Below are 12,710 nucleotides of genomic sequence, written 5' to 3' on the forward strand. Positions count from 1 at the left end.
TGCTCGCCCGGTTGCGCTGAGGTCAGCTAGGGTGGCTTTCTTCTGCGTCGATATGGCTATACCCCCTCGTGGGTTGTGGAAGATCGGGGCTTCTTCGTGATCGATCCGCAGCAGGTCCAGGACGTCAAGCGGGCGCTCGGCGCAAAGCTCGCGCGTTGGCGCAAGTCACGTGGCCTGACGCAGGCCGATGTAGCCGAGCGGGTGTACAGCACTCGGAGCACCATCGCTGGGGTTGAGTGTGGTCAGCAGGTTGCTGATCGGATCTTCTGGCAGCGGTGTGAGACGTTTCTGGACGCCGGTGGGGAACTGCTCGCCGGGTACGACGGTTACCGGAGTCTCAAGCAGCGGCATGATCAGGAGAAGATCGAGGCTAGGCAACGCGCCCGGTGGGGTGAGGTTGAAGGCGATTCGCGGCCAGGCATGGATGGTGTCCCGACCGGGGCGGGCCAGGCGCTGCCTCCACCTGCACAGGTAGTGCGATCGTCGACATCGGCAGGCGGTCCGGTGGAGACGGGCTGGCCGGCCGACCGGTCAACTGGTCTGAGTTGGCCCGGGCTGGGGCAGGTCTCGGTGGATGTTGATCCCGCGTTGGCCTTGCACTGGAGCGAGATGCTCCGGCTCCTGGCGGCTTCCCACAACGTCTTCGGTTCCCGGCAGGTCTACGACGCCGTCTGCCGAGAGCTGGCCGTGATCCGCCGTTACCGGCACGAGGCCATGGACGACCTCAAGTCGCGTCTGCTGGCGGTAGAGGCGCGATGGGCGGAGTTCGGGTCATGGACCGCCGACAATCTGGGGGACGCCACGGCCGCGGCGTACTGGCTTGACCAGGCACTCGAACTGGCGCGCAGAGCGGGCGACAGACGGATGGCCGCCTATGTCTTCATGCGCCAGGCGCAGCAAGCCGCCGACCGACTCGACGGCACTCACGCCACGCGACTCGCCAGGACGGCCGAGGCCATCGTGTCACTCGCCGACCGCGACCGCGCCCTGTGCCTGATTCGTCAGGCACAGGGACACGCCCTCCTCGGCGATCAACCACGCTCCCTCACCGCCCTCAAAATCGCACACAAGTTGATCGACCGAGCGGCAAGCGTCGGTGCCGACGACTCGGACACCATCGGCCGCCACTGCACCCTTGCCTACCTACGGGCACACGAGGGCTACTGCCTTCTACGCCTCGGTCAAGCCAAGGCGGCTGCCCGTGCCCTTGAAGAGGTCCTCGACGGCTGGCCCGTCGAATACCGACAGGATGAAACGCTGGCGCGATCCTGGCTCGCCTTGTCCTACGTCTCCGTCGACCGGTTGGCCGAGGCGGGCGTCGAGGGAAGCCGAGCGTTGTCCCTTGCCGCCGCAACCTCTTCCGCGCGGGCGATGCGTACCCTGGGCCAGTTGCATGCCCAGCTCACGGGGAAAACGGCATCTGCCGAGGTAGTCGGGTTCAGGAACGCCTTCTCACTCGTCGCTTCGACGGCCAGACTGTGATCATGGATTTGATCACCACCGCGACGACCACTGACGAGGCCAACCGCGCCTCGGACGTCGCCGTGCTACCGGTGGGCAGTTTCGAGCAGCACGGCGATCACCTACCTCTGCTCACGGACACGATCGTTGCTTGCGCTATCGCGAAGGCTGCCGCTGCCAGGTACGACTTGATGCTCCTTCCTCCTGTGACCATCAGCTGCTCGCAGGAACACACCGGCTGGCCAGGTTCGGTGAGTATCCGCTCATCCACCCTGACCCGCATCGTCGCCGACGTCGGGGAATCGCTGCGCCGTGCAGGTGTCGACCGGCTGGTCGTGGTCAACGGCCATGGCGGGAACTACGTGCTGTCCAACATCGTGCAGGAAGCCAACGTCGGCGAGCGCCGCATGGCGTTGTACCCGCGACGGCAGGACTGGGAGACCGCCCGCCAGCAGGCCGGGTTGGTCAGCAGCAGCCACGACGACATGCACGCCGGGGAGATCGAGACTTCCCTGCTCCTGCATCTCTGTCCCGAACTCGTTCGAGACGGTTATCAGAACGCCGACCACCTTGCGGAACGTCCGGACCTGCTGGTCCTGGGAATGCGCGGCTACACCGACAGCGGGGTCATCGGCCAGCCGTCCCTCGCCACCGCCGACAAAGGGAAAGCCGTGCTGGAAAGCCTTACTGCCACGTTCGCCGACGTTCTGGCCGTACTGCGGGGCGAACCACACCAGTAGACGTAGCTCTGGCAGTGGCTGCTGTTCGGTAACCCAACCGATCTCCGGTCCGAAGCTGTCAACGCCGTCAGCGGCGTGCTTGCCGCCATCCTCGGCACTCTCCTCGCCGGGGCCCTCGGTGTCGATGACACCCGAGGCATCGATTGGGGCGAACTCGCCATCCCGATCGCTTCGCCGCGATCGGTGTGGCTGCCGCAGGCGCCTACGCCCGCCGTCGCATCTACTGAGCCTGATACGCCCGTGGGTCGGCCTGTTGGGCCGCCAGTGTGTTGTCGGCACCGGCTGTAGCTGCGGCATTGGGTCCACCAGTGCCGCTGGTACGGCCAGCACCAAGGCGGTGGTGACTGCGCTGGTCGCGGATTTGCCATCGCGGTGAGCACGTTCGTTGCCGTAGTCATCACCGGGTCGGCGTTGATGCTCGCCGAAGGCTTGCGCCGGTCGCCAATCCACGAACGGGTCGTGTCGAAAATCGGTGTCGAGGGTGTTCGACATGTGTTTGGTTGCGTCTACTGGTTCCTGGCATCGCGGATGCCGGAACGGTTCGGAGCAGCGGAGGTTGATGGCCGGTGCGACGGCGGCCGCTTCGCAACCTCTCACGAACCCGCCTGCAGGTCGACTTTGGCCGGCGGCGGCAACCAACCACATGGCCAGGATGTGATCACATGACTACCGCAAGTGGGAACGCTGTGCGAGATCCCATGGCGCTGCGGACGGCGATGGTGGCGGAGCTGAGCGAGGACACGATCAGGTCGGAGGCGGTGGCTGCCGCGTTCTCGGTCGTGCCGCGTCACCTGTTCGCCCCAGGGGAGTCTCTGGATGTGGTGTACGACTCGAACACCCCTTTGGTGACGAAGACCGGTCCGGACGGTACGGCGCTCAGTTCGGTGTCGGCGGCGCACATTCAGGCGGTGATGCTGGAGCAGGCCGAGATTGAGCCGGGGATGCGGGTTCTGGAGATCGGTTCGGGTGGGTACAACGCGGCGCTGATTGCGGAGCTGGTCGGCCCGCAGGGTGCGGTGACGTCGGTGGACATCGACCCGGAGATCGTCGCTCGGGCCCGCGCCTCCTTGCAGACCGCCGGCTACGACCGGGTGCGGGTCGTCCAGGCCGACGCCGAATACGGTGTACCGGAGCAGGCACCGTACGACCGGATCATCGTCACGGTCGGGGCGTGGGACATTCCACCGGCTTGGATCGCCCAGCTGTCCGAACGCGGCCGGATCGTGGTGCCACTGCGGTTTGCCGGCCTGTCCCGCTGCGTCGCCTTCGACCTGGCCGGAGGGCGCCTCGTCAGTCACAGCTACTGCCTTGGCGGGTTCGTGCCGATGCAGGGCGCGGGCACGTACTCCGAGACGCTGGTGCCGATCAACGGCGAGGCAACGCTGCGCATGGACGGGCCGGATCCGGGCTTCGACGTGCCGGCGCTGCGTAAGGCGGTCCACGCACCGAGGATCGAGCGGTGGTCCGGGGCGGCGTTCGACATGCCCGACGAGCTGGAGTTGTTCGTGGTGACCAGCGCGTCCCACGTGCCCTTCCTGTACGCGAGCCAGCAGTTGGTGGACCAGGGCGTGTTCAGCCCGGCGGTGACCTACGGCACGGCCGCCGTGGTCGAGGGCGGCAGTTTCGCCTACCGGACGAAACGCGAGAACGAGGGCCTCGGCGGATGGGAGAGCGGTGTCTACGCCTACGGCCCGCAGGCCGAGGCGGTCGCTGACAGGTATGTCGGGCTGCTGCGCCGCTGGGCGGCCGACTTCCGCCGTCGCGGGACCGCGCGGATCGAGTACCTGCCTACCAGCGCAGGCGTGCCGGACGGCTGGTATGTGCCGAAGCGCCACGGCGCCGTCGCCGTGTCCTGGCGCTGACAGCTACCGGCGTCCCAGCCGGGACACCGGATGGATCACAACCCTTTCGAAGGAGGCTTTCGTGTCGATCATGACCGAGGAGCGGACCGCCCCGCTGGCGTCGCCGGTGGCGGTGGACGGGAAGAAAGACGAGTTCGGGCCGGACGACTGGGAGCTGGACATCACGTTCATCGAGTCCGGCGAGAGCGTCGACAAGCTGATCTACATGACGAACGACGGGTGCGGCAAGACCTGCCAGTCCGCCTGCAGCACCACCTGCCCGGCGTAGGCCGGAGACCTGGGGCGTCTGGCCAAGTGGGGTATCGTCCGCGTGGCCAGACGCCTCCCGTTCCCAGGGGAGGACATGTGTACCGGTACCTGGATGCGCTGGTGGTGCGCGCGTCGACCTGCTCTCCCGATTGGTTGGTCGGCGGTTGGCCGGACCTGACCGGCGCGGAGGCCGCAGGGTCGTGGCAGCGATGGTTGGAGCAGATGTTCGCGGTGCCGCAGTTCGCGGCGGCAGTGGAGTTGGCCAGCCCCGTGCTCGCCGACCGTGTCCGCTCGGTCTGCGCCAGCCGGGTCGGGGAGGGTGAGGCGCGGCGGGTAGTCGTGTCGGTCCTGCGGTACCTGCTGCGGGCGCGTGGCCGGGCGACGCCGTACGGCTTGTTCGCCGGGGTCGCCGCCGCCCGCTTGGCCCCCACCGCCGCCGTCCGGTTCGGTGACGGGCACCGAGCGGTGCTTCGGGTACGGGCGGCGTGGCTTTCGGGCCTGGTCGACCGGCTGGAGGCTGATCCGGTGTTTCGGCCGCATCTGACGGTCCGCGCCAACAACCTCCTGGCGCGCCGGGATGGGCAGATCGTGCTGGAGCACCGCCCCCACCAGATTCTCGGGGAGCCGCCCACCCAGGTACAGGTACGCGCCACCGGCCCGGTACTCGCGGCGCTGACGGCGGCGGAGGAACCGATTCGACTGGACGATCTGGCCGGCAAACTCGCCACTGACCACGCCGTGCCCGTTCACGTTGTGCACGCGCTGCTCGCGCAGATGGTGTCGCAACGGCTTCTGCTGAGCGCGCTACGGCCGGCGACTACCTGCACTGATCCCCTGTCCGCCGTCACCGTTGGCCTTCAGCAGGCGGTGGCCGACGCCGCCGAGAGCACCCCGGGCGACGGCGTGCTCGTCCGGGCACGTGCGACGCTCGGCGTACTGCATACCCTTGCGCAGCGGGCTGCGTCGGACACCGCGACGCCCGGCGCGCGGCAGCGCGCGCAGGTGGCCGAGGCGATGACTGGTCTACACCCCGCCGACGAGTCACCTGTCGCAGTCGATCTGCGCTTGGACGCCGACGTGCGTGTTCCTGAGATCGTCGCGGTAGAGGCGGCGAGCGCGGCCGGTGCCCTGGTGCGTCTCGCGACTGTCGGTCGAGGAGGGTGGGCGGCCTGGCACGGCCGCTTCCTCGAGCGTTACGGACCCCATGCGGTCGTACCGGTCCGTGACGCGGTGGACGCCGACCTTGGCCTGGGCTACCCCGCCGGTTACCACGGCACCACTCCCACACCGCCGCCGGCCCTGACCGCGCGTGATCGGAAGCTGCTGACCCTTGCCCAGGAAGCGGCGCTGCGACGCGAACGCGAGATCGTGCTCGATGACGCCGCCATCACCGACCTCGCCGACAGCGCACCAGTCAGGCACGTCCAGCCGAGCACCGAGCTGACCGTCACCGTGCACGCCCGTACCGCGCGGGACCTCGACCGGGGTGAGTTTCGGCTGGAGGTGGTCGGAGTGTCCCGCAACGCCGGCACCGTCACCGGCCGGTTCATCGACCTGCTCGACCCTGCGGATCGGCAGCGCATCGCCAGCGAGTACGCGGCCCTACCTGGCGTGACCCGTGGTGCGTTGCGTGTCCAGGTGTCGGCAGCGACCTTCTACACGGTCACCGAGGACGTGGCCCGCGCCCCACAAGTGATGCCGCACCAGGTCTCGCTCGGGGAGTACCACGTCAACGCACCCAGCCGGATCGCGCTGGACGACATCGCGGTCACCGCTGACGCGGACCGGGTCTACCTGGTGTCGGTCTCCCAGCGGTGTGTGGTGGAGCCGATCGTGCTCAACGCGGTCGAGCAGGTGCACTACACCCTGCCGATCGTGCGGTTCCTCACCGAGGCCACCACCGCCTTCACGACACCGTGTGGCGGGTTCGACTGGGGTGCTGCCAGCGGTCTGCCGTTCCTACCCGCCCTGCGCTACCAGCGGAGCATCCTGTCGCCGGCACGCTGGCTGCTACCGGCAAGCGCCCTGCCCGCCCCCGCCACTAGCTGGCGGGAGTGGAGCCGGGCCCTGGCCTCCTGGCGCGACACGGCCGGCTGCCCGCCTGGGGTGTACCTCGGCGAGAGCGACCAGCGCATCCACCTGGATCTCGCCGAGCCGGCTCATCAGGCACTGCTGCGCGACCACCTGCGTCGCACCCCGACCGCCGTGCTGCGCGCCGCGCCTCCGCCTGACACGGCTGGCTGGATGGGCGGGCACGCCCATGAGATCGTCGTCCCCTTGGCCGCGACGGTCGACGCGGCAGCACCACCACGCATGCTTGCCACCGCACCCGTGGTTGACGTCCGCGAATACGGACACCTCCCCGGCGGCGGTGACCGCCTTTTCGTCAAGCTGTATGGCCATCCCGACCGGCAGACACCGATCCTCACCCGACACCTTCCGTCCCTGATCCGCCAGCTCAGCCCAAGGGCACGGTGGTGGTTTCTGCGCTACGGCGACCCGGAACCGCACCTGCGGCTGAGGCTGACCGGTGACGCGAGCACCGCGACGCTCGCCGAGTGGACACACGACCTGCGCCGCGTCGGCCTGCTCGCGCGGGTACAGGTTGACACCGACTACCCGGAGACCGCTCGCTTCGGCGGACCCGCCGCCGGACCCGCCGCCGACGGGGTCTTCGCCGCCGACTCCGCGGCCGCGCTCACGCAGTTGCTCGCCATCGATGGCAGGCTGGCACCCGCTGTCCGTGCGGTGACCGCGGCGAGCCTGCTGGACATCACTACCGCCCTGATCGGCGACACCAACGCCGGTATGCGATGGCTGATCGACCACACGCGCCCGCACCGGCCCGCTCCACCCCGCGACGTCTACCAGCGCACGGTCGCGCTCGCCAACCCCGACCAGACCGGCCTGGACATACTCGGCGACGGCACCGATCTGCGGACTGTCTGGCAGCGTCGCCGCGAGGCGCTGAACACCTACCGTGACGCCCTGCACGCCGCAGGAGCCGCCGTGGACAGTGTCTTGCCTGACCTGCTGCACCTGCACCACACCCGCATGATCGGCCCCGACCCGGACAGCGAACGCGCCTGCCTGCACCTGGCCCGTGCCGCCGCGCTGAGCTGGACCGCCCGCGCCCGGAGCCAACCATGAGCCCCACGGACCCGAGCGCGCTCGCGGCATCGACAGCCATCGCCGAGGCACTGGCCGACCCACAAGCCATCCAGCCCGCATTCCAGGGGCGAGCGAGGCCACAATCCCTCGCGGGCGGCGCGGTCGGTATCGCATTGCTGCACATCGAACGAGCCCGCACCGGCCACGGCGACGACACCGTTGCCCACACCTGGCTGAAACTCGCCGCGTCCCAGCCGATCAGCGCCGGCGGCAACGCCAACCTGTTCCACGGCGCACCAGCCCTCGGCCTCGCCCTGCACGCCGCCGGCACGACCCGGTACCGGCGCGCGCTGGCCGCGCTCGACGACACCACCATCACCCTCACCCGAGGGCGCCTGGCCGACGCCAATGCCCGCATCGACCGGGGCGACCCGTTGCTAATGCGCGAGTTCGACCTGATCCACGGCCTGACCGGACTCGGCGTCTACCACATGCACCGCCATCCCGGCCACCCCGTCACCCGCGACGTGCTCGCTTACCTGGTCCGCCTCACCTGCCCTCTCCCCGGCCAACGCGGTACCACCAATCTGCCGCCGTGGTGGATGTCGGTCGGCCTGTCCGGCGAACCCGACTCCGACCACCCACACGGGCACGGGAACCTGGGAGTCGCCCACGGCATCAGCGCCGTCATCGCGCTGCTCTCCCTCGCTGTCCTTCACGACCTGACCACCACCAGCCTGCGCGACGCTCTCGCCCGGCTCTGCGCCTGGACCGATCAGTGGCGCCGGGACGACGACGCCGGCCCGTGGTGGCCCGGATACCTGACCATCGACCACACCGGCCGCCTCGAACCGTCGCTTCGTCCCCGGCCCTCCTGGTGCTACGGCATCGCGGGCGCCGCCCGGGCCCAACAGTTGGCCGGCATCGCGCTCGGCGACGCCCGCCGACAGGCAACGGCCGAACGCGGGATCCTGGCCGCGCTGCGCGACCCGACCCGACCCGCCCTACTCCCTGAGATCGGCCTGTGCCACGGCAAAGCCGGCCTGCTCCACGCCGCATTCCGCATGGCGGTCGACGCCCGCAGCCCGGTACTGGCCGCCGAACTACCCGACCTGTCCGGCCGCCTCGCCGCCCAACTACTCGGCGAGCCGATAACCGAACCGGAACTTATGGACGGCGCGGCCGGAGCTGCCCTCGCGTTGCACGCCGTCGGCACCGGCACCCCACCCATGTCCGCGTGGGACGCAGTCCTCCTACTCGCCTAACACCACCCGACCCGCAAACCGCCACTCACCGCCAAAGGAACGCGATGATGCCGTCGCCGTGGCTCCAGATCGCCATCGAGCTGCCCGATCCGGACCGGGCCGAGCACACCGCCGTCACCCACCTCGCCCCCGTACTCATGAAGGCGGAAGCCGACAGGCGCATCGCTGGCTGGTTCTTCATCCGAAAGACACCCCAGTGGCGGCTGCGCTACCTCCCCACCGAGGAGACCACCATCGCGCGGGAGCACCTCTTCACCCGCCTCGACGCCCTCATCCGTGAACGGCACATCACCCGCGCGGTCGAGGCCGTCTACGAACCCGAAACCCGCGCCTTCGGCGGCGACCAAGCGATGGCCGTCGCGCATGAACTGTGGCACGCCGACAGCCGACACGTACTCGGCTACCTCGCCACCACCGCAGCAGACCCCACCACCCGCCGCCGCCGCGAGCTCGCGATCCTGCTTGCCAGCACCCTGCTACGCGCGGCCGGCCTGGACTGGTACGAGCAAGGCGACGTCTGGTCCAAGATCGCCCACCACCGGACCCCGCCCGACAACCCCAGCCCCGACAAGACCCCGGCTTTCCAGGCAAGGCTGCGCCGGCTGATGAGCACGGACCTGACCAACCTCAACCAACCGGCATCGCCGCACCTGATGCTGGCCGACTGGGCTGCCGCGTTCACCACCGCAGGCCACGACCTAGCCCACCTCGCCGGCACCGGCAACCTCCGCCGTGGGCTGCGCGACATCCTCGCCCACCACGTCATCTTCGCGATGAACCGGATCAGCCTCCCCGCGACCACCCAGGCCGTCCTCGCCACCCACGCCGCCACCGTCATCTTCGGCCCAGACCCCACCGTCCAACCAGCCACACACGCCACCTACCAGCACGCCCACGCGACGGTCACCGCAGCCAGAGCGGGAACCGGCTGATGGACCCGACCGGCGCGCAAGCTCGTAGATTCCCCCTCGTCGCCCGGCCCCGACCCGCCTGCACCCCACTGCCCGAGCGGGTAACCGACCTGACCCGCCGCGCTGCCGCCGCCACCCGCAATGACGACCCTGCCGCCGCAACCGCCGTGGTCAACCTCGCCGCCCTGCTCGCATCAGACTGCGGACGATCCGACCTGGCCCGGCATTGGTCAGCACGGCTCGCCCGCTCCGCGCTCGTCCACCCCGCACCCGACTTCCAAACAGCAAGTCACAGCCTCGAACCCATCATCAACCTCGCTCGGCTACGCACCCGCGCCGGCGACGGCACCGGAGCATGGAGACTCCTCGAAACCCTCTACCGGGCCATCGCGTCCCGCACCGACACCACCATCGACGGCGTCACCGTCCCCGCCGCACACCTGACGCCTGAGCCCACCGCACACCGCAAACTCCGCCAATGGCTCTGGACGGTCCTGCTGTCCAGCGGCGCGCACGCCCTCGTCACCGCCGGCAGATGGGACGACGCCTACCACCGGCTCCAACAACACAACGGCATCGGCCGCCGCATCCTCGACGGCCGGCAGGTCGCTGTCATAGCCCACGCCACCGCAGGCAGACGTGCCCGCGCCCTGGAGCTACTGCACGACACCGAGCCAGGCGAACCGTGGGAACGCGCCGTCACCGCATCCCTGACCCTGCTGTGCCAGCAAGCCGCCATCACCAGCACCACCCAACGACACGCCGTCGCCGCCTACCAGAGGCTGGACACCACAGCAGCAAACCTCGTCGTGTTCCACACCCGCCTGGGGATGTGCCTCGCCGACGCGCTCGGCGGCGTCGAGCAGCCTGCGGCACAGGCCATCACCGCCGATCTCATCGAGCGGGCCAACGGCGACGGATACGCCGCCCGAGACGTCCTCGCCCACCCCGGATGCCGCGCCATCCTCAACCAACGACAGACCGAACAGCTCACCGAGCAGGTCACCGCCTGCGGACTCGACGCCGGCCATATACCCGCGCGCTTGCTGACCGAAATCGCCGACGCCCTAGACACCGCCGAAGCCGTCATCCGGGCAGCACTCACTGCCGGCACATCGACGTGAGCACCACGACCCGACGGGAAAGGCGCTTTATGTCGCATGCGCCCTATATTGTCGCGCCGTTCGTGCCGAGGCCCCACCGACCGGAGGTTTTGATCATGGCTGATTTCGCGCTCGACACCATCTCGGAAACCGACAACAGCCCAGAGAAGGTTCGGAACCGGCTGGTCGACCTGTTGCTCGCTGACGGCCGGATCACCTCACCGGAGGTGGAGGCGGCGTTTCGTCGGGTGCCGCGGCACCTGTTCGCCCCCGGCGGGGTCAGCGTCAACGCCGCGTACGCCGACGACGTGGTCATCACGAAACGCGGCCCGGACGGACGCGCCACCAGTTCCATCTCCGCCCCGTGGCTGCAGGCCATGATGCTGCACGCCGCCCGCCTACACCCGGGCGGACGGGTGTTGGAGATCGGATCCGGCGGCTACAACGCCGCGCTCATCGCCGAGGTCGTCGGACCACGCGGCACGGTCACCAGCATCGACATCGACTCCGACATCGTCGGCAACGCCCGGACTGCCCTCGACATCGCCGGGTACCCGAACGTCCACGTGGTGCAGGCCGACGCGGACACCGGCTGGCCGGCAAGGGCACCGTACGACGCGATCATCGTGACCGTCGAGGCCAGCGACATCCCACCCGCCTGGACCGACCAGCTCGCCCCCGACGGTGTCCTCGTCGTACCGCTGCGGATGCGCGGCAACACCCGATGCCTCACGCTCATCCGCGACGGCGACCACCTCACCGCCACCGACGCGGTCCTCTGCGGCTTCGTTCCCATGCAAGGCGCTGGCGCCAACCCCGTGACGCGGCGGGCGCTGCGCGGCGACGACGTGACCCTGCGCATCGACGACCCCGAGACCCGATCCCTCAACCTCGACGCCCTGGCCTCCGCGCTGGACGGGCCCGGGGTCGATGTCTGGTCCGAGGTGACCGTCCCACCCGCGACGTCGTTCGAGTCGCTGCACCTCTGGCTGGCCAGCCAACCCCACCCCTACGGCCTCCTCGCCGTCGACCGGGACCGCGCTGCGGACATGGACCCGCAGAACTGGGTCTCCTGCCCTGCCCTTCTCACCGGCGACAGCATCGCCTACCTCACCATTCGCCAACTCGACGACAGCACCTGGGAGTTCGGTGCCCGTGGCTACGGCCCCGACGCCATACCACTGACCCAGCATGTCGTCGACCTCATCGCCGTGTGGGACCGTGACCACCGCAACCAGCCCGGCCCGGACATCAGGGTGTACCCCGCCGGCGTCACCATCCCGCCCACCCGGCAACCACAACTACTTGTTCCTCGCCACCACACCACCGCCGCGGTCACCTGGACTGCCGCCGGGGATCAGCGGTGACCGTTACCGAGCCGACCCTCGTCGTCGTTCGCGGGAACTCTGGTAGCGGGAAGACGACCGCTGCCCGTGAGGCCCGTCGGCGCTACGGCCGTGGCATCGCACTCCTGGAACAGGACCACCTGCGTCGGATCGTGCTCCGCGAACATGACAGCTCACACATCGACCCGGTTGCTCCGGCGTTCATCACCGCGACCGCCCGCACTGCCCTCGACCTCGGCTACCACGTCATCCTCGAAGGCATCCTGCACACCGAACGGTACGCCGACGTCCTGCACCAGCTCATCGATAACCATCCCGGACCGGCTGCCGTGTTCTACCTGGACGTGTCCTTCGACGAGACCGTCCGCCGCCACCTCAGCCGCGCTGAGCCCATCCCCGTCACCGCCGACGAGATGCGTGCCTGGTACGCCCACCGCGACCTGCTCGATGTCCCCGGTGAGACTGTCATTGCCGAGACCAGCACCTTCGAACAGACCGTCACCACGATCCTGCACACCAGCGGCCTCACCGCCGCGGCACCCCAGACGCCCTGTCCACGGCGCTGCCGGCACTGCGCCCGCAAATCCGACGAGTCCGCCGCCGCGGCGGCCTGCGAGGGATCTCAGCTGATGCCCGAGTCGGTCGTCGCCAGCGAGGTCCGG

Annotated in this window: 10 protein-coding genes and 1 pseudogene; all 11 read left to right on the plus strand. The window is 69.3% G+C overall.

Translation table 11 applies throughout. The features are described from left to right. Positions 1 to 96: 96 nt before the first annotated feature. Positions 97 to 1,482: an NsdA family TPR-like regulatory protein gene (locus tag GA0074692_RS04150; RefSeq protein WP_245730130.1), complete on the plus strand. Its 1,386-nt coding sequence runs from the start codon at positions 97 to 99 to the stop codon at positions 1,480 to 1,482. Positions 1,483 to 1,484: 2 nt separating this feature from the next. Beyond that, positions 1,485 to 2,201 carry a creatininase family protein gene (locus tag GA0074692_RS04155; protein WP_091652548.1) on the plus strand — a complete coding sequence of 239 codons (717 nt, stop codon included), beginning with the start codon at positions 1,485 to 1,487 and terminating at the stop codon, positions 2,199 to 2,201. A gap of 372 nt (positions 2,202 to 2,573) precedes the next feature. Beyond that, positions 2,574 to 2,867, plus strand: coding sequence for a hypothetical protein (locus GA0074692_RS33790; protein WP_141725145.1), 294 nt, complete (start codon positions 2,574 to 2,576; stop codon positions 2,865 to 2,867). Positions 2,868 to 2,899: 32 nt separating this feature from the next. Beyond that, positions 2,900 to 4,063, plus strand: a complete 1,164-nt coding sequence (gene fxlM / locus GA0074692_RS04165) for a methyltransferase, FxLD system (RefSeq protein ID WP_218106543.1) — start codon at positions 2,900 to 2,902, stop codon at positions 4,061 to 4,063. Positions 4,064 to 4,133: 70 nt separating this feature from the next. Then, positions 4,134 to 4,331 carry an FxLD family lanthipeptide gene (locus GA0074692_RS04170; RefSeq protein ID WP_091652553.1) on the plus strand — a complete coding sequence of 66 codons (198 nt, stop codon included), beginning with the start codon at positions 4,134 to 4,136 and terminating at the stop codon, positions 4,329 to 4,331. A 77-nt stretch (positions 4,332 to 4,408) separates the two neighbouring features. Next, entirely contained in the window at positions 4,409 to 7,462 is a 3,054-nt protein-coding gene (locus tag GA0074692_RS04175; RefSeq protein WP_091639510.1) for a lantibiotic dehydratase, read from the plus strand. Then, positions 7,459 to 8,688, plus strand: coding sequence for a lanthionine synthetase C family protein (locus tag GA0074692_RS04180; RefSeq protein ID WP_091639513.1), 1,230 nt, complete (start codon positions 7,459 to 7,461; stop codon positions 8,686 to 8,688). The genes GA0074692_RS04175 and GA0074692_RS04180 overlap by 4 nt, the downstream gene beginning before the upstream one ends. A gap of 47 nt (positions 8,689 to 8,735) precedes the next feature. Continuing rightward, complete coding sequence (locus GA0074692_RS04185; RefSeq protein ID WP_091652557.1) at positions 8,736 to 9,620, plus strand: thiopeptide-type bacteriocin biosynthesis protein; 885 nt, start codon at positions 8,736 to 8,738, stop codon at positions 9,618 to 9,620. Further along, a complete protein-coding gene (locus GA0074692_RS04190; RefSeq protein ID WP_091639515.1) occupies positions 9,620 to 10,723 on the plus strand; it encodes a hypothetical protein in 1,104 nt (367 codons plus the stop codon). The genes GA0074692_RS04185 and GA0074692_RS04190 overlap by 1 nt, the downstream gene beginning before the upstream one ends. A 95-nt stretch (positions 10,724 to 10,818) precedes the next feature. Then, complete coding sequence (gene fxlM, locus GA0074692_RS04195; protein ID WP_091639518.1) at positions 10,819 to 12,069, plus strand: methyltransferase, FxLD system; 1,251 nt, start codon at positions 10,819 to 10,821, stop codon at positions 12,067 to 12,069. Next, positions 12,042 to 12,602, plus strand: a pseudogene (locus GA0074692_RS36845) (AAA family ATPase); the annotation flags it as partial. The gene fxlM (GA0074692_RS04195) and the pseudogene GA0074692_RS36845, both read left to right, overlap by 28 nt. Between the last annotated feature and the right edge of the window lie 108 nt (positions 12,603 to 12,710).

The sequence above is a fragment of the Micromonospora pallida genome, assembly GCF_900090325.1.
GTDB classification, from domain to species: Bacteria; Actinomycetota; Actinomycetes; order Mycobacteriales; family Micromonosporaceae; genus Micromonospora; species Micromonospora pallida.

Bases quoted from the DNA above. Each gene is read 5' to 3' on its own strand.
- GA0074692_RS04170 (WP_091652553.1), top strand. From the start codon at position 4,134: ATGACCGAGGAGCGGACCGCCCCGCTGGCGTCGCCGGTGGCGGTGGAC.
- GA0074692_RS04190 (WP_091639515.1), top strand. From the start codon at position 9,620: ATGGACCCGACCGGCGCGCAAGCTCGTAGATTCCCCCTCGTCGCCCGG.
- GA0074692_RS04155 (WP_091652548.1), top strand. From the start codon at position 1,485: ATGGATTTGATCACCACCGCGACGACCACTGACGAGGCCAACCGCGCC.
- fxlM (WP_218106543.1), top strand. From the start codon at position 2,900: ATGGCGCTGCGGACGGCGATGGTGGCGGAGCTGAGCGAGGACACGATC.
- GA0074692_RS04180 (WP_091639513.1), top strand. From the start codon at position 7,459: ATGAGCCCCACGGACCCGAGCGCGCTCGCGGCATCGACAGCCATCGCC.
- GA0074692_RS04185 (WP_091652557.1), top strand. From the start codon at position 8,736: ATGCCGTCGCCGTGGCTCCAGATCGCCATCGAGCTGCCCGATCCGGAC.
- fxlM (WP_091639518.1), top strand. From the start codon at position 10,819: ATGGCTGATTTCGCGCTCGACACCATCTCGGAAACCGACAACAGCCCA.